Genomic DNA, 18,921 nt, shown 5'->3' with positions numbered 1-18,921 from the left:
AAAAATTAAAAAATTACGCAGGAACGTAAATCGGATCTTTCTCGGTGGATACTTTGGTTATCTTCTGGAATTCACTTTTTATATTCTTAGGTAAACTAAATGAAATCTTATGAGAATAGCCATCATAGAACCTTAGCTGTCCATTAATACGTTCCTTTATTTTCGAATTTACTTCATCCTCTGAAAGTAAGTCTGGCCTTACTCCCCCATAAACGAATCCCCATAATCCATCAAAGGATGCCATATAGGTGTATGAAGCTGACGCTTCCTTAAATACCTCCTTTATAGTATTGTAAATTGTTATATATACTTCTATGGAAAATGATGGAGATGTAGCTTGTGTCACTATACCACCTCCTTGATTTAATATACCTTTCAATTTCTCGTAGAACTCCTTAGTGTAAAGCATATATGATGTGGAATCCTTGATTGGATCTGTTAGGTCTAGAATTATTGCGTCATATTTCTCTTTTGTTTCTTTTATAAACTTTAAACCATCAGCAATTACTAGACTAGTCCTCTTATCCTCAAAAGCTCCCTGATGCCATTCATATAAATACTTTTTAGCAAACTCTATAACCTTCTCGTCTATATCAACCATCACTGCTTTTTCTACAGACTTATGCTTAAGAACTTCCCTAAGCGTTGCACCCTCTCCACCGCCTAATATTAACACGTTCTTAGGAGGTTTTGGTAATGATAGTAATAAGGGATGAACCAACAATTCATGATAAATGTATTCATCGTAAAGAGTTGATTGCACTTTTCCATCTATTATAAGTCCTTTTCCAAACCTAGTGAATTCGACTAATGTAACATGCTGATATGGAGTCTTCTCTTCAGCAAATACTTTTTCTATTAAGTGACCGTGAAACTCATATGGCGTTTGCCATTCTATAAGCCAATGCCAACCAAACATTATCTTATTCTGACCCCATTGACCTTTTTATTTTGCCAACTGTATCTTCTTATCTTCTTCGTTCTTCCAAATCCACACGCTGCACAGTAATGCTTACTTACGTTATAAGCATTCCTACCGCATCTCCTACACCTTATATGAGTATGAGATTTATTCATTTTTCCAAATGATGGTGTACCTTTCACTTTAGCTCACCTAATGTTAAGAAGTTTGTAGAGGAGAAATTAGAATTACGTTATCTCCTCTTATTACTATGGTTCCTAACTTTTTACCGCTACCATCACTTTGTATCTCTTCTGAATCTGATAGGACTAAATTCATATGTTGATCGTAGCTCCTTAGTGTACCTCTTACTTCCTTATTTCCCTTTAGTTTAACTAATACTAAGTTATTTAATGACTCTGCCAACACCTTATGCGCTGTTTCTGCCAAAAAATTCACCTATCAAAATCATCTTGATCTGGATTTAAAAATTATTGGGTAAAGAAGTCCCGCCGCGGGGACTTGAACCCCGGGCCACCCGGTTACTGTCCCCTATCTACAGCCGGGCGCTCTAAACCGGGCTGAGCTACGGCGGGTCTAATTAGACTTATTTAAGTTATCAATTATAAGTTTTATTGTCGTCTTGTACATGGAAAACGTTAATATGTCTTGACAGTAACTCTAAGATATTGTCGGCTACTTTTTAAAATATGTTATATTTTCTAACTCTATGAATGTATTATTCTATAACATCATGAAAGGAATTCTTTAACTTTTCTAAGGATGTTTAAGAGTTTAAATGATCTTCTAACACTATTTACTTATCTTAAGGGCCTCTGCCTTGTAGAGACATTTTGCTGGTTGTTTTTCAGTAGTTTTAAAAACTAACTCAGAATGTATTTTTAGGGCTGGATAATGTTTAAGAATAACGACTTTATTTATATAGAATATACTGCAAAAATCAAGGATACTGGAGAAATTGTTGATACAACTAATGAAGAGGAGGCAAAAAAGGCTAATATTTACGACGAGACTAGAAACTATGGTCCTAGACTTGTAATTTTAGGTGAAAATAGATTAATTAAGGGATTAGAAGAGGCTTTATATAATTTTAATTTAAACGAAGAGAAAACAATAGAAATCCCGCCGGAAAAGGCATATGGAGAGAGAGATAACAGTAAAATTAAGATTGTACCTCTGGGAGAACTAAGAAGGCAAGGTATAACAGCAGTTCCAAACAGAGTGTTAAGGTTAAGTGATGGTAGCCTTGCAGTAATAAGGAGTGTAAGTGGAGGTAGGGTGGTCTTAGATCTAAATCATCCGTTGGCTGGAAGAACTTTAGTTTACAATGTTAAGGTCGTTAAGGTTCTTGATAACGCTAAGGATAAGATTATGGCTTTGATAGAGCGTAGATTTTCCTCAAAATATGCAAATGGTTTTAACGTTGAGTTAGATGATGGAAAGAAGAGTGTTAAAATTACTATACCAAAGGATCTTTACTTAGTAGAGGATTTACAGATTAATGTTTACTCTTTAGCTTATGAGATAATAAACTATGTTTTATCAGATTATACTGTGGAGATTTTACAACAATATAATAAAAGTACTTTCTCTTCCTCTTAATCTATAATTTTTGTTATTCTTGCTATTTTTTCTGCAGAACTCCAGGTTAAACCCCTATCCCCTAAGATTGTATACCTCTCTGGTCTTATAGTATGAGCTATGGTTAAGGCTTTTATTACTTCCTCATCAGAAAGACCTAAATCTTTAGCTTTTACTGGGAATCCTATTTTTTTAAGCCTCTTTCTTATTATTTTCCAATTTATACCATGTAAGTAGGCCATAATAATTGTCCCTAAACCAACTAGTTCGCCATGCAAAATCCCCTCAGGATGTAATAACTCAACTGCATGAGCAAAGAGATGTTCAGAGCCACTTGCCGGTCTGGTGCTTCCTGCCATTCCCATTGCTACTCCGCTACTTATTAATGCTTCCATTAACATTCTTACACCGTACTTTATGTCCTTATTTATTATCTTAGTACATTGAAATGCGTGTTTTGCTGACATTAACGCTAAAGACGCTGTATAATCACCGTAATATTCTCCTCTTAGCTTAGCAGCTAACTTCCAATCTCTCACTGCTATTATTTTCCCAATCGTATCCCCTATTCCTGCATTGATTAATCTTCTTGGGGATAGGCTTAGTATTTCTATGTCTGCAATAATGGCTAATGGTTCTTTTGCCTTTACCGAAACTGGTTTTTGCAATCCTTTTATTGAAGCAAATGGCGACGTGATTCCATCGTGTGAAGGAGAGGTAGGTATACTGACGAATTCTAGGTTATTTCTAAATGCTGCATATTTTGTAACGTCTATGACTTTCCCTCCACCTATTCCTAACAATACGTTAGGATTAACTTTCTTAATAACCTCCTCTACCTTATATACATCGTCTAAAGTAGCAGTATCTATTTCAATTACCTCGTATTTAGCATCTTTTGGAAGATTTTCTATAACTTTATCGGCTATTTTCTTAGTATATTTTGTTCCAGTAACCACTAGAAATGGAGGAGCTATGCCTAGTTGTGAGAAGTAGACGGAAATGTCATATATTATATTATGCCCTACGAAAACCCTTCTAGGTAAACTGATCACGTGTTCTTTTACATTCACATATAAAAGGAGAAGATTTAAATATTAAAAATTAGCATAGATAAGTTCAGTTGTAGCTATTTCTTAAAGTTGGTGAATAAATTGGCATCTCAAAGTAGGATTAATACAATATCGTTAATATACTCTGAACTAAAAGATTTGGGAATAACCAGAATTGAATATGAAGGACCTACAATAGCTGTATATGTAAAAAAGCCGACAATGGTAACAGAAAAGGGAGAAGTAATAAAGAAGATCGCTAAGGATATTAAAAAGAGAATAATAATAAAGGCTGACCCTTCAGTTAGGAAAGATAAGAATGAAGCTGTCGAAATAATAAAGAACATTGTACCTACGGAAGCTGAAATTGTGGATATAAAATTCGATGATGACTTAGGTGAAGTATTAATAAAAGCTAAGAAACCAGGATTAGTAATAGGAAAAGGTGGTTCATTACAACAAAGAATATTTGCAGAAACCTTTTGGAAAGCGGAAATAGTCAGAGAACCACCAATAAAGTCTAGGACGTACGATAGTATTTTAGAGCACATCTACAATGAGACTGAATATAGGGCTAAAATACTAAAGGTTTTTGGAGAAAGGATACATAGAGAGACAGTATTTCAAGATAAGTACGTGAGAATTACGGCATTAGGAGGCTTTCTAGAAGTTGGGCGATCTGCAGTACTAGTGGAAACTCCGGAAAGTAAAGTATTATTAGATGTAGGACTTAATCCCAGTGCAAATATGTTTGGAGAGAAATTATTTCCTAGACTTGATATTGACCAATTAAAAATAGAGGAATTAGATGCTGTAGTTATTACACATGCCCATTTAGATCATTGCGGAATGGTTCCATTTCTCTTTAAATATGGATATGAGGGACCAGTATATACTACTGTACCAACAAGGGATATAATGGCACTAATGCAATTAGATTCTCTTGATGTCGCAGAAAAAGAAGGTAAACCCATACCTTACTCCGCTAAAGAAGTAAGAAAGGAGTTATTACATACAATAACGTTAGATTATGGAGAGGTTACTGATATTGCTCCAGACATAAGATTAACATTCTATAATGCTGGTCATATATTGGGATCTGCAATGGCTCATTTACATATTGGTGATGGAAAACATAATATAGTCTATACTGGCGATTTCAAATATGCGAAAACCAAATTGCTTGATAAAGCAAACACGGAATTTCCGAGAGTTGACACATTAATTATGGAAACCACTTATGGAGCACAAGATCAACCAAATAGAGAAGAATCAGAATTAGAGTTGTTAGAGATTATAAATAAAACGCTTAATAGAGGAGGAAAAGTATTAATTCCAGTACTAGCTGTAGGAAGAGGACAAGAAATTATGCTTATAATAAACGATTTCATGAAAAAGAAGCTAATTCCAGAAGTGCCAGTTTATGTGACGGGATTAGTTGATGAAGTTACAGCTATTCATAATGCATATCCAGAATGGTTAGGAAGAGAAGTAAGAGAGGAAATACTATACAAGGATGAAAATCCGTTTACCTCAGAATACTTTAAGAGAATTGAAGGATATAAAGAGGACATAGCAAAAGGGGAACCTTCCATAATTTTAGCGACTTCCGGAATGTTAAACGGAGGCCCAGCTGTTGAGTTCTTCAAGACCATGGCGCCAGATCCTAAAAATGCAATAATATTTGTAAGCTATCAAGCAGAGGGCACATTAGGTAGAAAAGTGAGAGATGGTGCAAAAGAAGTACAAATTCTAGATAGGGATGGAAGAGTAGAGTCAATACAAATTAATATGGAAGTAGAAGCAGTTGAAGGATTTTCTGGACACTCTGATAGAAGGCAATTGTTTAACTTCCTCAGAAACATTGAACCAAAGCCTAAAAATATAATATTAAATCACGGAGAAGCATCAGCAATAAGGGCATTTGCTAACTATATAAGAGATGATAGATTGGGGTATAAGCCTTTTATATACACTCCAGCAATACTGGATAGCCTAAGAGTAGCCTAAAGGAAAACTTTTAAAGTAAAATATCTTAGTAATCAAATAACTAGTGGGCCCGTCGTCTAGCCTGGTTAGGACGCCGCCCTTACGAGGCGGAGGTCCTGGGTTCAAATCCCAGCGGGCCCATAAAATTTTCTAAATAATAATAATAAGTTAAATTAATATTAGGTGCTATTCAATAAAAAATTAAGAACGATAATGATAACTCTCGTTTATTATACACTCAACAACCTGATTAAATTGCTCTTCAAAATTACTATAAACATCTTAGTATTCAACAAGATATTTACAAACAAACTCTGGTGCACTATAATTTCTGATTTTACTTATCCTTATCCAATCTCAATAATCTACTTTTTATAACTTCATTCTCGTTATTAGAAATTGGACAAAAGATACTGCTGACCAACTCCCTTGTTCGCTGGAATAACTAGTATTAAATCAGAACTTGTTAGACCTTTTATCCCGTTTGTCACTACACTTTCATTCCATTTCATGGTTAAGTGTAGGGTCTTAGCATTGGTGACGAGACATAGGACTCTTCGAGCCCAACGATACGGGGCTCGCATCACCATCAATCTTACTAACCCTTAGGGTATCGTCCCCATAGGGTATATAAGCAATCTCACAAACTGCTATTAGTACTTTGCATAAATTTACCTCAAATTCCTTAAATACTAACATTGATTCTCCTCAAGGAGATTTAAATAATCATAAGTACTTCAAGCGTGTTTAATATAAATTCGCCTTAAATGTTACATTGGAAAAATTAAACGTGATATATATTATACGTCATTTTCAGGAAACTACTATACTTTTTAAAAAACTTAGTCCTCATAACCGTTGCAACTCCTGCTGCGCGTTAATTCACGATTATGTTACCTTCATTAGCAATAAATTCGCCATTAAATAGAATTTGTTGGGAATTCATATATATTTTTATTAACTATAATCAAGTAAAATAATAATTAATGAGAGTGCCGCGGCCGGGATTTGAACCCGGGTCACGGGCTCGAGAGGCCCGCATTCTTTCGGTGCCTGCGCTTGACCGGGCTAAACCACCGCGGCGTAGTTGCTATAAAATAGTAAAAGGATGTAATTTAAAGTTTAGTGTTGTGTATTATCTCATCTATTACATCCTCTGTCTTCCCTTCAAAAAATTCAGCGTATATTATCTGGTCATAAAGTATCGCATATCCCTTAGCCTTAGTTAGCATAAAATATTTATATCCCTTACATCCCTCACAATATCCTCTAACCTCTTTAATTAACGAACCAATTACAGACAGTTTTATATTACCATTTTCAATTATTTCCCTGTAGTTATCTTTTTTGATAGATAGCCTTTTTGCCAAATAATAAAGTGCAACTTGAATTAGATCGAGACTAGTTATATTTTCTTCCCTTAATTTTTTAGGTATTTTATATTGCATATCGACTTCCTTCAATATTTCCTTTATCTTTCTCCTTATCTCTACTGAATCTGAAAGAAGCTGAATACATTGAGTAGCTAACTCACTAGCTGTTTTATAATCTCCTATCCAAGTCAAGATGTATGCTTTATGAAGACTCTCAAGGCAATTCACTTTTCCCACCTTACGGTTTTATCAATATCATTAAATCGTATAGTTGGTTATTGTATCTTATAATATAAGAAATTAGTCCATAGTTGTCTGGATATCTAAGATTTTCAATTGTAACTAAGCTTTTTAATATTGTATTAACTACTTGTGATCTTCTATAGGTCATTGTGGCCTTGGCTTCCACGAATAATAAGCCGTTCTCTGCATCTAAAAATTTTCTTAATTTATCATATTTTTCTATATTTATAACTAAATCCGATATTATGCCTAAGAACTTTACGCCTCTAAATGGTAATATATCATTAATACTTACATCGAATAACTGATTTAGAAGAGCATATGTTATTGTTTCTCCGATAACAGTAACTATATCACCCGATAATAATTTACCCCATCTCCCTTTTTCGTAAATTTGTATTGATCTTAGAATATCATTTACTAACTTTGACGAGAAAATAGAAGTTATCTCTAATATTTTGTCATCTAGTTCTATTTCATCAGAATATCCTCCTATTTCAAATGCTTCAAGAATTTCATTGCTTATAAATTTAAGATCTTCTTTTGAATCTAAATCTGAATGCGGTAATAAATCTTGACTAAGCTCTATCCATGAAATTTTAAGCCTCACACTAACCTATAAAAAGATTTAAAAATTTAAGGCTTTACTAGTACCTTCCCAATCTTATGCTTATCCTTTAGTATTTCATATCCCTTATCTATCTCATTCAGCTCTACTACTGCAGCGACCACGGGATTTATTTTTCCTTCTCCAGTTAACTTGAGAGTCTCTTCTGCATCCCTCTTAGTTGCAGACGCATGGCCTATTACTTCTATATCTTTCAGTATAATGTATCCTAGCCTTAGTTGATATATCTGAGTTGGATCGACGTTACCTATTTGTATCAGTCTACCCCCCATCCATAAACTTTTCAGACTTTCATCTATTGTTGGCGTTCCTACTGTGTCAATAACTACATTTACATCACTTATCTTCTTTGCCTCTTCTGAGAATTTACTACCTACTATTACATGGTCAGCCAATTTCCTTATGAAAGCGGCTTTTTCCTCTGATGTAGTTACTCCTATCACTTTAGCACCAAGTGCTTTCGCTACTTGTATAGCATGAATACCAACACCACCACTAGCTCCTGTGACTAGAACTGTTTCCCCCTTTTGCAACTTTGCCCTTCTCAAGCTTCTATAAACCATTCCAGTTATGCAAGGTACTAAAACTGCTCCCTCGTCTAGAACGTTAGTGCCAACTTTTACTAGACTCGTAACTTTTATCTTTGCTTTTTCAGCAAAGAAGCCGTCTAATTCCTCTGAATAACCTAATCTTGAGTGGCAATACGCTTCCTCGCCAATTTGACAATAATGGCAAGTTCCATCAGGTGCATAAAGAAGTGAAATTACCTTATCACCTTCTTTAAAGCCTTTAACGTTCTCTCCAATTTGTTCTATTGTACCAACTACCTCATGTCCTAAGATTACTGGATATTTCATTCTTGGATAAAAACCTTGTAGTTGTAATAGATCTCTATAACATAATGCCGCTCTATTTACTCTAATTACAACTTCATCTTTCCCTGGGATTGGATCTGGGACTTCTTCTATCTTATATCCTTTTTGCTTACCCGGAACCACTACGGCTTTCATCGGTTAGATTGTGTTTAAACTGTATAAAAAATATTATCTATCATAGTAGGCTCCATATGTTTTTAAAAAAAATAATATGTGAAGTGTTCCCATAAGGGATTGTTTGTAAGCTTTTATTACCAAATTAATAAGTATTATAACAATGAAGGAAAACGATAAAGATCCAATACTTAAAAAGTTACTTGAACCATTATTCTGTGTGAGGGAAGATGATATCAGAAGAATTAAATTCAAAATATAATGCATTTATCACTCTCTATAATATCGAAGGAAACAATAAGGGTAAGTTAAAGAATGTTACATTTGGAATAAAGGATGTTATTTTAACTAAAGGCGTAAGGACTACCGCTGGTTCGAGAATTTTAGAAAACTATGTTCCACAAGAAAATGCTTATGTTGTAGACGCTATACTTAGAGAAGGAGGAAAGATAATAGGAAAAACTAATACTCATGAATTCGCGTTAGGTGCAACTAATACATCGAGTATAGGAGGACCTGCAAAAAATCCAGTTGATCCAGAAAGAATAAGTGGCGGTTCTAGTGGTGGTTCTGCAGTTGCAGTAAAATTAGACATGGTAGATGTGGGAATTGGTACTGATACTGGAGGGTCTGTAAGGATTCCTTCGTCTTTATGTGGAGTAATAGGATTTAAACCAACTACTGGATTAATACCTACTGATGGTGTAATACCCTTTAGTTGGTCGTTGGATACTGTGGGGATAATCGTGAAAGATAACATTAGACTGTTACGAAGAGTTTTTGATGCGATTTTGCCAAATGAAAAAAGGAAGGTTGAAATAGCTAAATTAAGAACAAGACCGCGTATAGGTTTATTCTTATTCGATGATATGGAAGTTTCAAGGATATTGCTGAAAGAAATATATGCAAAATTATCTTCATACTTTGATATAGTCGAGGTAGATCTTCCTTTACTAAGGCAATATGGATCTAAAACTAGAAGAACTATATCGTTAGCTGAAGCTTCTTCCTTCCATAAAGATTGGATAAGTGAAAATAGTGATAAATACTTTAAAGATACTTATACGTTACTCCTTGATGGTATGAAAATTTCTGCCACAGACTATATAGATGCTCTTAGATATAGGAGATTATTAATAGAAGAATATATAAAAACATTTAAAAATATTGATTTTATTTTGTCCCCTACAACAAAAATTGTTGCACCTAAAATTTCTGACGTACTCTCTAATCCTCTTCAATTTAGAGAATATCTAATAGCTAATACTGAGCTATTTAATGTAGTTGGAGCGCCATCAATAAGTATACCATTTTCTACCCTTAATGGCCTACCAGTTGGTTTAATGATAAGCGGAGAGCTATATAAAGATGGAGATTTACTTGAAGTCACTGAATATATTTTAAACGTTGTAGGAAAACACTAATGATCTACTAAGAATACATGATATATTGACTGTCACCTTTTTATTCTTGCTTTTAATGGTAATTATGGGGAATGAGTTGCAATTAGAAAATAAGATACTTAAAGGAACTACAACTGTAGGAATTAAGGTAAATGATGGAGTAATTCTTGCAGCAGATAGGAGAGCTAGTGCAGGATTTTTCGTAGCCAATAAAATGGTTAGAAAAGTATTATATATTACGGATAAAATCGGAATAACTACTGCAGGTAGTGTAGCCGATTTACAGTTTATATATGATGTATTGAAAAATATATATCATTATAATAGTATTACTAAATATGGGCCAATCTCTATAAAGGGAATTGCAACTAGACTAGCGAACATACTATCCGCAACAAAATATTTTCCTTATATTGTTCAAATCCTAATAGGTGGTTACGATGACCAGCCAAGATTGTTTAATTTAGATTATTTAGGAGATATAACTGAAGAAAATTACGTTGCAACTGGCTCTGGTTCACCAGTAGCTATGGGAGTGCTAGAAGATGAATATAATCCCAAAATGACTTTAGATGAGGCGGCTGACCTAGCTAAGAGAGCTGTGTTCTCAGCAATAAAGCGAGATTCCTTTACGGGTACTGGGGTTATAGTAGCAAAAATTCACAGTAAAGGACATGAGGAATTAGAGTTCTACTTAAATAAGAAGATGTAAAGCGTTTTTAATTTTGAATAGTGAAAGTATATATTTGATGATGGTAGTATCTTCAGCCTTTAAGAACGAGGATATTATACCCATTAAATATACTTGTGATGGGCAAGATCTGTCTCCAGAATTAGAATGGGAGCCTATTACTAATGCTAAAAGTTATGCAATTATTGTAGAAGACCCAGACGCTCCTGGAGGAACTTTTATACACTGGGTAATATATAACATAACTGCTAATAGATTACCGGAAGGAGTACCAAAAGCGTATAAATCACAATATGGAATACAAGGTGTAAACGATTTTGGGAATGTGGGATATAATGGCCCGTGTCCCCCTAAAACACATCCACCTCATAGATATTATTTTTATGTTTATGCAGTAGATACATTATTAAACGAAATTAAGAATATTGATGCTGACAAATTGAAATCGTTAATAAAGGGACATGAGATAGATAAAGGATTCATAATGGGTAAATATAAGAGAAAGTAATTTCATTCATGGAGTGAGATAATGAGTGCGAAGGTAGAAGAAATACTTTGGGCTGAAAAGTATAGACCTAAAACTTTAGATGATATAGTAAATCAAAGAGAGATCATAGATAGGTTAAAAAGGTTCGTCAAGGAAAAGAATATGCCTCATTTACTCTTTGCGGGACCACCAGGTACCGGAAAGACTACCGCTGCTTTAGCTCTTGTTCATGATCTATATGGAGACAATTATGTAGAGTACTTCCTTGAACTAAACGCCAGTGATGAAAGGGGAATAGATGTAATTAGGAATAAGGTAAAGGAGTTTGCGCGTACAGTAGTTCCAGGAAATGTTCCTTTTAAGGTAGTTCTTCTAGATGAGGCAGATAACATGACCGCTGATGCCCAGCAAGCTTTAAGGAGAACTATGGAACTATATACAGAAAACACTAGATTTATTCTAGCTTGTAACTACTTAAGTAAAATCATTGAGCCAATACAATCCAGAACTGCGTTATTTAGATTTTACCCGTTAAAGAAGGAAGATGTCGTTAATAGATTAGCATATATCGCTAAAAATGAGAAAGCTGAGTACGATCAAAAAGCTTTGGAAACTATCTACGATATAACAATGGGGGATATGAGAAAGAGTATAAATATTTTACAGGCTGCCTCAGCTTATGGCAAGATTAGTGTAGAGGCCGTATTTAAGGTTCTAGGATTAGCGCAACCTAAGGAAGTTAGAGAAATGATAAACCTAGCATTACAAGGAAAATTTACACAAGCAAGAGAGAAGCTAAGAACTTTGCTTATTACATATGGCTTATCTGGAGAGGATGTAATAAAGCAAATGCATAGAGAAATAACTTCTTCAGAGATTCAAATTAGTGAGGAATTAAGAGTTCTATTACTAGATTATATAGGAGAAACTGAGTTTAGAATAATAGAAGGTGCTGATGACGAAATACAGTTATCTGCATTATTAGCTAAAATGGTCATTTATGGGAATAAATATATAGGCAGTGAGAATAAATGATACAATGGTTTTTAAAATATAGACCACATTCTCTAAAAGATGTGGAAAATCAAGATGACGCTAAAAAAGAATTACAAGAGTGGATAGAGTCTTGGCTTAATGGAAAACCAAACGCTAAAGCAGTATTATTGCATGGCCCTCCAGGTGTTGGAAAAACTACCTTAGCTGAAGCTTTAGCTCATGATTATAATCTCGAACTCTTAGAGATGAACGCTAGCGATTCAAGAAAATTGCAAGATATAAAGAGTATAGCGGAAAAGGCATCTGTTTATGGTAGTATATTCGGATCTAGGGGTAAATTAATACTTTTAGATGAAGTCGATGGAATAAATCTCCGTGAAGATACTGGAGCTATACAAGGTATTTTAGATCTTATTGAAAAAACAAAATATCCCATAATAATGACAGCTAATGATCCTTGGAATCCTGCATTAAGAGAGTTAAGAAATAAAGTCAAAATGATTGGATTAAGTAGATTAGGAAAGTACCCTTTAAGAAGGCTTTTAAAAAAGATTTGTCAAGCAGAAAAGATTATTTGTGATGATGAAGCGTTAAACTATATAATTGATACTAGTGAAGGAGATGCTAGATATGCAATTAATATGTTACAAGGAATCGGAGAAGGTTATGGTAAGGTTACTCTTGAATTAGTTGAAGCTATGGCTAGAAGAAAAGAACGTGAATTGGATCCATTTGAAACACTAAGAGATATATTCTGGGCAAGATATGTATGGCAAGCTAAAAATGCAGCTACAAGTGCTCAAATAGATTATGATATGCTAATTAGATGGATATCAGAGAACATACCTATACAATACGATAATATTGAAGATGTTTGGAGAGCCTTTGATGCTCTCTCTAGAGCTTCAATATTTCTAAAGAGAGCAAAAGGTGGAGATTGGGACTTATTATCTTACGCATATGATCTAATGAGCGCTGGAGTAGCCTTTGCAGAAATTGAAAAGAAAAAGCCGAACTGGAAACCAAAATGGAAAAAGTATCAGTTTCCATCGTATATACAACTACTATCTAAGAGTAAAGATATAAGAGATACGAGGGATGAGATCATTAAGAAACTCGCAATACATTCATCCTTTGATAAAACACTAAATGATACTTACCCATTTTTCCTAATATTCTATAAGAAATACGATAAACAATTAAGTTTAAATACTAAAGAAAAAGAGTATCTTAATTCCACGTCTAAATCCTAATCTTTCTCCTTTATCTTATCTATAACTTTTATATCCTTAATAACAGTGTATGGGTATTTTCCGTTCTCATCTTTTTCATATTTTTTAACCATATCCCAAATAGTTAACAAGGAAATAGACGTGGCAACTAGTGCTTCCATTTCTACTCCAGTTTTATAATGAGCCTTCACCTTAGATCTAACTCTTATACCGTTATTCTCAATTTTTATATCAATGTCGACACTTTCTAAAGGTATTAAATGGCATAGAGGTAAAAGTTCTGACGTTTTCTTTGCAGCCATTATTCCAGCGGTCTTTGCTACAGCAATTACGTTCCCCTTTTCTATTTCGTTTTCCACAATTCTCTTTATAGTATCGTCTTTTAGTTTAATGAATCCCTCAGCTTCTGCTTCTCTTAATACAGTCTCCTTTGGGGATATATCTACCATCTTAGCTTCGGAACTCATTTTTATCTAACTCTTCCAATAGGTTAATTAAGATTACTACTTTAGGGTTAGAGTAATTTAGTCTAACTATTTTTTTATCACTACCTATTATTTCAATTAGATTCATCTTCTGTAAATCTTGCAATTCCCTTTTTAGTTTATCATAATGAATCTTAGATAATCTATATAATTTAGTGATATTCATATCACCATACTTTATTAATATAGATAATATCTTGATTTTAGATGAATTATAGATTAAGCTCTCGATTTTAACCTCACCAATATTTGTTGCATAACATAATCATCTAATCTTTTATCTAATGGTAGAGAAAGGGAAACTAGAGTAGTTCTTCCTCTCATTCCCTTCCCACTCTGTCTGGTATTAATTATCCCTATTACTTTAAGTTTCCTCAGATACTCATAAACTTGTGTATGTTTTCTAGGTTCCTCATTAAACTCTCTGGCTAATGATATATATTCCTCTTCTAAGGTTCCCATCGTAACCTCATCAACTTTATTCTTATTTAAAACCCTTATTAGCGCTTTCAAGAGTATAAGTTGATGCAAATCAAGATACGATAAACTATCCACAATCTCCTGAATCTCTGGATTTATTGTAGAATTAGCTTTCTTAGCGTGATCTAACAATACCACTGGCGACCCCTCCTTCTCTGCTATTTCTCCTGCTAAACTTAGAGTCTCTATTGCAATTCTGGCATTACCATTGCCCCCTTTATCATAGCCATAAGTATTAGATATGAATTGTAATACCTCATCGTCTACAGCATTATCATTAAAAGCCTCTTCTACCCTATACTTTAAAATATCGTAAAGTTCAATAGACTTGTAAGGAGGAAATTCAATTAATCTTCTGGCTACATGATCCCTTATACTTCTATCCAATTTATAAATGGAATGGCTTTCATTAACTATAAATATATAACTAATTCTCTTTATTATTGCTGATATTTCGTCATACAATCTTACTAAGAAATATATTTCCTCATTATTTGCCGTATTTAGGAAATGTCCAAATTCATCTAATGCAACTATTAGATGTATATTTCTCCTATCTAAATATTCATGGATCATCTTAAACACTTCTTGTGCTGATAATCCCCTCGAAGGTATAGGTAGTTTTAACGCGTTGGCTATTTCTTGGCTTATCAAATACAATGTTCTATGCCGATAACAATTTACATGAACATACTTTATTTTAACTCCATATTCTCTCTCCGCAATATATTCAAAATTTTTACCAAATAATTTAACCGTTGCTGTTTTCCCAGTGCCTGTCCTACCTATTATTACAACTCTTTCTGAATCTTTAGCATCTCCAGCTAATAAATCTTTAAATATGAAACCTAATTCCTTAATCTTTTCTTCTCTATGTGGCAAATTTTCCGGCACATAATCTAGCGAAAGCTTATCTTTATGTTTGATTATTAATGCTGATGATCTCAAACTATCTGAAAGTATATCTTTAGCTGAAACCAAAACTTTTACCCCAATCTAAATTAAGTGGTATTACCTTATATTTTATCTAAGGGAGTAGTCCGAAACTTTTCTTGATTCTTCCTCAAAAGCGATATCCCAGTGAATTCCTTTAATACATTAACGTGGAGTATAACATCAGGATCTTTAAAGTCAACGTTAATTAAGTCCTTTAGCCCTATTCCTATTCCAATTTCAATTTCTCTACAATCAACATTAATTCCCCTATTATAACATCTAACATAAAAAGTTTTGAGATCTTTTACTCTATTTTTCATAAAATTTATTACATTAACAATAATCTCCTTTTCGTTAGTGGAATTTATAATCCATTGAAATGGATACACTTTTTCTGCACAAGATGGAGGAGAAGCGAAAAGTAAACCATAAATCACTAATGGATCTAAATCTGAGTAAATAAGAATTACATTTTGTATATATTCTATAACTCTCGCATCAATATCTTTTATAAGTATCCTATTCAAAATTTCATTTATACATTTTTGGCCTTTACCAGGTTTTGTAGTTACAAGAGCCTTTGGGTTCTGCCCCATTAGATATAAAGGTTTTGTATTAAGAAAAAATAGATTGTGATTGAAGTAAAACTTAGAGCTATTAAAAGATTATCCAATACTTATATTCGCCGAGTTATGATAATAGAGGACTGGAATGGAAGCTCAATAACAGCGGGTAACGTTGAGTTAATAAAAGGAAGTGAAAATCAGTTGCCACAATGGTTAGCTATTGTCTTAGAAGGAAAAAACGTAGCAAAAATAGAAGATAAAATTTCAATTGAAGATTTAGGAAGAATTCTTTTCCAAGAAAGACAAAATGTGAATACACCAGCATCTTTAGTTCCCTTAGGTAAGGATTTCTCAAGTAGAGTACAACTTTATCTGGAAACCTTAAGGAGAGATAATAATGTTGAGAGTTTAGAAAAACTTAGAAAATCAATAAGCATACTAAATGAAATCATTAAAATAAGACTAAGAAAACTGATTCAGCTCGCGTTTCTCAATATCGATGATCAAAACCTAATTAACGGAATGATGGAAGAAGAGCTTTTAATCTATAAAACAATAAAACAACTTATTAAGGAATTATACGGTGATATAATTGGAAATTCATAGCAAACAGATTGATTATAGAGATCTTTTTATAGAATTTCTGACGACCTTCAAGAATAATAATCAGAACAAATATATTGAGAGAATAAATGAACTAATAGCGTATAGGAAAAAAAGTCTTATAGTAGAGTTTTCTGATATACTCGCATTCGACGAAAATCTAGCTTATGATATAATAAATAACACTAAAATTGTTCTGCCAATTCTAGAAGGTGCATTATATGATCATATCTTACAATTGGATCCTACATATCAGCGAGATATAGAAAAGGTACATGTTAGAATTGTAGGAATACCTAGAGTTATAGAACTTAGAAAAATAAGAAGTACTGATATAGATAAACTAATAACTATTGATGGAATATTAGTTAAAGTTACTCCGGTAAAAGAGAGAATTTACAAGGCAACTTATAAACATATTCACCCAGACTGCATGCAAGAGTTTGAGTGGCCAGAAGATGAAGAGATGCCAGAAATATTAGAGATGCCAACTATCTGTCCAAAATGCGGTAAGCCAGGACAATTCAGGTTAATCCCAGAGAAAACGAAGTTACTTGACTGGCAAAAAGCAGTAATCCAAGAGAGACCAGAAGAAGTACCTTCTGGACAGTTACCTAGACAGTTGGAAATAATCCTTGAAGACGATTTAGTTGATTCTGCAAGGCCAGGAGATAGAGTAAAAGTAACTGGAATTCTAGAGATAAAACAAGAATCTCCAATTAAAAGAGGAAGTAGAGCGGTATTTGACATTTATATGAAAGTTAGTAGTATAGAAGTTTCACAAAAAGTATTAGATGAGGTAATAATCTCTGAAGAAGATGAGAAGAAGATCAAGGAATTAGCCAAAGATCCTTGGATACGTGATAGAATTATAGCATCAATAGCCCCATCTATTTATGGTCATTGGGAAATAAAAGAAGCTCTAGCATTAGCATTATTCGGGGGAGTTCCTAAGGTTCTAGAAGATACAAGAATAAGAGGAGACATTCACATTCTAATAATAGGCGATCCTGGTACTGCCAAATCACAAATGTTACAGTTTATCTCAAGAGTAGCCCCAAGGGCAGTTTACACGACTGGTAAAGGATCCACAGCAGCAGGTTTAACAGCTGCCGTGGTTAGAGAAAAGGGAACTGGAGAATATTACTTAGAAGCGGGTGCGTTAGTGTTAGCCGATGGTGGAATAGCCGTGATAGATGAGATAGATAAGATGAGAGATGAAGATAGAGTAGCTATTCATGAGGCAATGGAACAACAGACAGTTTCCATAGCAAAAGCCGGGATAGTAGCTAAATTAAACGCTAGAGCTGCAGTTATTGCCGCTGGGAATCCAAAGTTCGGTAGATACATAAGTGAAAGGCCAGTATCTGATAATATTAACCTACCCCCAACAATCTTATCAAGATTTGACCTAATATTTATATTAAAAGATCAACCCGGTGAACAAGACAGAGAGCTTGCAAACTATATATTAGATGTGCATTCGGGGAAATCTACAAAAAACATTATAGATATAGATACATTAAGAAAATATATAGCATATGCAAGAAAATATATTACACCAAAAATTACGAATGAAGCTAAGAATCTAATTACAGATTTCTTCGTGGAGATGAGAAAGAAAAGTTCGGAAACTCCAGATAGCCCAATATTGATAACTCCAAGACAACTAGAGGCTTTAATAAGAATTTCAGAAGCTTATGCTAAAATGGCTCTAAAATCAGAAGTCACCAGAGAGGATGCAGAAAGAGCTATAAATATAATGAGGCTATTCCTAGAAAGCGTAGGAGTTGACATGGAAAGTGGAAAAATAGATATAGATACAATAATGACTGGTAAACCTAAAAGCGCTAGAGAGAAAATGATGAAAATACTAGAAATAATAGATAGTTTGGCTGTAAGTTCAGAGTGTGCAAAGGTTAAGGATATACTAAAAGAAGCACAACAAGTTGGCATTGAAAAAAATAACGTAGAAAAATTACTTACAGATATGAGAAAAAGTGGTATAATATACGAAGCAAAACCAGAATGTTACAAAAAAGTCTAAGTTAATTTCTTATATATTGGTAAAGGAGACCACATTACCCATGCTGGTACTTGCTTTATTAATTCGTAAGCTTCTTCCCAACCGGAGAGACCTAACCTTTTTGATAGCTCTTCCAGTGTCATCTGTGTCCTTACGTATTCGTTAAGAACAGCTATTACATCGTCGTTAATCTCTACTTCTCTACCACTTGCCAGCTTTATCTTTAACATTTCCATGGG

At 33.9% G+C, this 18,921-nt stretch carries 21 protein-coding genes and 3 tRNA genes; 10 read left to right on the top strand and 14 right to left on the bottom strand.

Annotated features, from left to right (window positions below; genetic code table 11):
- Positions 1–13 precede the first annotated feature (13 nt).
- The 4 genes from speE to GFS03_RS07740 all read right to left on the bottom strand — a co-directional run bounded on the left by speE (position 14) and on the right by GFS03_RS07740 (position 1,497).
- Positions 14–919 (bottom strand): polyamine aminopropyltransferase, encoded by a 906-nt coding sequence (gene speE, locus GFS03_RS07755; RefSeq protein ID WP_153423274.1) that lies wholly within the window; start codon positions 917–919, stop codon positions 14–16.
- Complete coding sequence (locus GFS03_RS07750; protein ID WP_009991337.1) at positions 919–1,104, bottom strand: 50S ribosomal protein L37e; 186 nt, start codon at positions 1,102–1,104, stop codon at positions 919–921. Before GFS03_RS07750 ends, speE begins: the two co-directional genes overlap by 1 nt.
- A gap of 16 nt (positions 1,105–1,120) precedes the next feature.
- Entirely contained in the window at positions 1,121–1,351 is a 231-nt protein-coding gene (locus GFS03_RS07745; RefSeq protein ID WP_012711383.1) for an LSM domain-containing protein, read from the bottom strand.
- A 57-nt stretch (positions 1,352–1,408) separates the two neighbouring features.
- Positions 1,409–1,497 (bottom strand) — tRNA-Tyr (locus GFS03_RS07740).
- Positions 1,498–1,816: 319 nt separating this feature from the next.
- On the opposite strand from GFS03_RS07740, the gene GFS03_RS07735 reads away from it, so the two are divergent.
- The gene (locus GFS03_RS07735) at positions 1,817–2,524 is read left to right on the top strand and encodes an FKBP-type peptidyl-prolyl cis-trans isomerase (RefSeq protein ID WP_153423273.1); all 708 of its coding nucleotides are present in this window, start codon (positions 1,817–1,819) and stop codon (positions 2,522–2,524) included.
- Here the strand turns inward: GFS03_RS07735 and GFS03_RS07730 are convergent.
- A complete protein-coding gene (locus GFS03_RS07730; RefSeq protein WP_153423272.1) occupies positions 2,521–3,576 on the bottom strand; it encodes an NAD(P)-dependent glycerol-1-phosphate dehydrogenase in 1,056 nt (351 codons plus the stop codon). The genes GFS03_RS07735 and GFS03_RS07730 overlap by 4 nt on opposite strands.
- 72 nt (positions 3,577–3,648) lie before the next feature.
- Here GFS03_RS07730 and GFS03_RS07725 point away from each other — a divergent pair, with 72 nt between their 5' ends.
- Both GFS03_RS07725 and GFS03_RS07720 read left to right on the top strand, forming a co-directional pair.
- Positions 3,649–5,565 carry a beta-CASP ribonuclease aCPSF1 gene (locus GFS03_RS07725; RefSeq protein WP_153424570.1) on the top strand — a complete coding sequence of 639 codons (1,917 nt, stop codon included), beginning with the start codon at positions 3,649–3,651 and terminating at the stop codon, positions 5,563–5,565.
- A 45-nt stretch (positions 5,566–5,610) separates the two neighbouring features.
- Positions 5,611–5,685: transfer RNA gene (locus GFS03_RS07720), tRNA-Val, on the top strand.
- Positions 5,686–6,537: 852 nt separating this feature from the next.
- On the opposite strand, the gene GFS03_RS07715 is transcribed toward GFS03_RS07720, so the two are convergent.
- The 4 genes from GFS03_RS07715 to GFS03_RS07700 form a co-directional block, all read right to left on the bottom strand.
- Positions 6,538–6,627 (bottom strand) — tRNA-Glu (locus GFS03_RS07715).
- 32 nt (positions 6,628–6,659) lie between these two features.
- Positions 6,660–7,145, bottom strand: coding sequence for a hypothetical protein (locus GFS03_RS07710; protein ID WP_153423271.1), 486 nt, complete (start codon positions 7,143–7,145; stop codon positions 6,660–6,662).
- A gap of 10 nt (positions 7,146–7,155) precedes the next feature.
- Complete coding sequence (locus GFS03_RS07705) at positions 7,156–7,770, bottom strand: hypothetical protein (RefSeq protein ID WP_153423270.1); 615 nt, start codon at positions 7,768–7,770, stop codon at positions 7,156–7,158.
- Between the two features lie 26 nt (positions 7,771–7,796).
- The gene (locus GFS03_RS07700) at positions 7,797–8,798 is read right to left on the bottom strand and encodes an acryloyl-coenzyme A reductase (protein ID WP_153423269.1); all 1,002 of its coding nucleotides are present in this window, start codon (positions 8,796–8,798) and stop codon (positions 7,797–7,799) included.
- 209 nt (positions 8,799–9,007) lie between these two features.
- Between GFS03_RS07700 and GFS03_RS07695 the strand changes: the two genes are divergently transcribed.
- Genes GFS03_RS07695 through GFS03_RS07675 form a run of 5 tightly spaced genes read left to right on the top strand, consistent with a single transcriptional unit; the run spans position 9,008 to position 13,607 of the window.
- Positions 9,008–10,201, top strand: coding sequence for an amidase (locus GFS03_RS07695; protein WP_153423268.1), 1,194 nt, complete (start codon positions 9,008–9,010; stop codon positions 10,199–10,201).
- A 55-nt stretch (positions 10,202–10,256) separates the two neighbouring features.
- Positions 10,257–10,892 (top strand): archaeal proteasome endopeptidase complex subunit beta, encoded by a 636-nt coding sequence (psmB, locus tag GFS03_RS07690; RefSeq protein WP_153423267.1) that lies wholly within the window; start codon positions 10,257–10,259, stop codon positions 10,890–10,892.
- A gap of 37 nt (positions 10,893–10,929) precedes the next feature.
- A complete protein-coding gene (locus tag GFS03_RS07685; protein ID WP_153423266.1) occupies positions 10,930–11,379 on the top strand; it encodes a YbhB/YbcL family Raf kinase inhibitor-like protein in 450 nt (149 codons plus the stop codon).
- 21 nt (positions 11,380–11,400) lie between these two features.
- Positions 11,401–12,393 carry a replication factor C small subunit gene (locus tag GFS03_RS07680; protein ID WP_153423265.1) on the top strand — a complete coding sequence of 331 codons (993 nt, stop codon included), beginning with the start codon at positions 11,401–11,403 and terminating at the stop codon, positions 12,391–12,393.
- Positions 12,390–13,607: a replication factor C large subunit gene (locus GFS03_RS07675; protein ID WP_153423264.1), complete on the top strand. Its 1,218-nt coding sequence runs from the start codon at positions 12,390–12,392 to the stop codon at positions 13,605–13,607. The genes GFS03_RS07680 and GFS03_RS07675 overlap by 4 nt, the downstream gene beginning before the upstream one ends.
- Here GFS03_RS07675 and moaC read toward each other — a convergent pair.
- The 4 genes from moaC to GFS03_RS07655 are packed head-to-tail and all read right to left on the bottom strand — an operon-like array spanning position 13,604 to position 16,083.
- Positions 13,604–14,053 (bottom strand): cyclic pyranopterin monophosphate synthase MoaC, encoded by a 450-nt coding sequence (gene moaC, locus GFS03_RS07670; RefSeq protein ID WP_153423263.1) that lies wholly within the window; start codon positions 14,051–14,053, stop codon positions 13,604–13,606. The genes GFS03_RS07675 and moaC overlap by 4 nt on opposite strands.
- A complete protein-coding gene (locus GFS03_RS07665; RefSeq protein ID WP_153423262.1) occupies positions 14,037–14,273 on the bottom strand; it encodes a hypothetical protein in 237 nt (78 codons plus the stop codon). The genes moaC and GFS03_RS07665 overlap by 17 nt, the downstream gene beginning before the upstream one ends.
- 17 nt (positions 14,274–14,290) lie before the next feature.
- Positions 14,291–15,532, bottom strand: a complete 1,242-nt coding sequence (locus tag GFS03_RS07660; protein ID WP_153423261.1) for an ORC1-type DNA replication protein — start codon at positions 15,530–15,532, stop codon at positions 14,291–14,293.
- A 35-nt stretch (positions 15,533–15,567) separates the two neighbouring features.
- Positions 15,568–16,083, bottom strand: a complete 516-nt coding sequence (locus GFS03_RS07655) for a THUMP domain-containing protein (RefSeq protein ID WP_153423260.1) — start codon at positions 16,081–16,083, stop codon at positions 15,568–15,570.
- Between the two features lie 36 nt (positions 16,084–16,119).
- On the opposite strand from GFS03_RS07655, the gene GFS03_RS07650 reads away from it, so the two are divergent.
- Together GFS03_RS07650 and mcm are read left to right on the top strand one after the other, a co-directional pair.
- Positions 16,120–16,659 carry a hypothetical protein gene (locus GFS03_RS07650; RefSeq protein WP_153423259.1) on the top strand — a complete coding sequence of 180 codons (540 nt, stop codon included), beginning with the start codon at positions 16,120–16,122 and terminating at the stop codon, positions 16,657–16,659.
- Positions 16,646–18,703: a minichromosome maintenance protein MCM gene (mcm, locus tag GFS03_RS07645; protein WP_153423258.1), complete on the top strand. Its 2,058-nt coding sequence runs from the start codon at positions 16,646–16,648 to the stop codon at positions 18,701–18,703. Before GFS03_RS07650 ends, mcm begins: the two co-directional genes overlap by 14 nt.
- On the opposite strand, the gene GFS03_RS07640 is transcribed toward mcm, so the two are convergent.
- Positions 18,700–18,918 carry a hypothetical protein gene (locus GFS03_RS07640; protein ID WP_153423257.1) on the bottom strand — a complete coding sequence of 73 codons (219 nt, stop codon included), beginning with the start codon at positions 18,916–18,918 and terminating at the stop codon, positions 18,700–18,702. The genes mcm and GFS03_RS07640 overlap by 4 nt on opposite strands.
- Positions 18,919–18,921 lie beyond the last annotated feature (3 nt).

Source organism: Sulfolobus sp. E5-1-F (assembly GCF_009601705.1).
In the GTDB taxonomy this organism is placed as follows: Archaea; Thermoproteota; Thermoprotei_A; order Sulfolobales; family Sulfolobaceae; genus Saccharolobus.
This window is presented reverse-complemented; position numbering and strand designations above follow the sequence as displayed.

Coding starts and splice junctions, on each gene's coding strand:
- speE (WP_153423274.1), bottom strand. CDS start 919: ATGTTTGGTTGGCATTGGCTTATAGAATGGCAAACGCCATATGAGTTT.
- GFS03_RS07735 (WP_153423273.1), top strand. CDS start 1,817: ATGTTTAAGAATAACGACTTTATTTATATAGAATATACTGCAAAAATC.
- GFS03_RS07700 (WP_153423269.1), bottom strand. CDS start 8,798: ATGAAAGCCGTAGTGGTTCCGGGTAAGCAAAAAGGATATAAGATAGAA.
- GFS03_RS07695 (WP_153423268.1), top strand. CDS start 9,008: ATGATATCAGAAGAATTAAATTCAAAATATAATGCATTTATCACTCTC.
- psmB (WP_153423267.1), top strand. CDS start 10,257: ATGGTAATTATGGGGAATGAGTTGCAATTAGAAAATAAGATACTTAAA.
- GFS03_RS07685 (WP_153423266.1), top strand. CDS start 10,930: ATGATGGTAGTATCTTCAGCCTTTAAGAACGAGGATATTATACCCATT.
- GFS03_RS07680 (WP_153423265.1), top strand. CDS start 11,401: ATGAGTGCGAAGGTAGAAGAAATACTTTGGGCTGAAAAGTATAGACCT.
- GFS03_RS07675 (WP_153423264.1), top strand. CDS start 12,390: ATGATACAATGGTTTTTAAAATATAGACCACATTCTCTAAAAGATGTG.
- moaC (WP_153423263.1), bottom strand. CDS start 14,053: ATGAGTTCCGAAGCTAAGATGGTAGATATATCCCCAAAGGAGACTGTA.
- GFS03_RS07655 (WP_153423260.1), bottom strand. CDS start 16,083: ATGGGGCAGAACCCAAAGGCTCTTGTAACTACAAAACCTGGTAAAGGC.
- GFS03_RS07640 (WP_153423257.1), bottom strand. CDS start 18,918: ATGGAAATGTTAAAGATAAAGCTGGCAAGTGGTAGAGAAGTAGAGATT.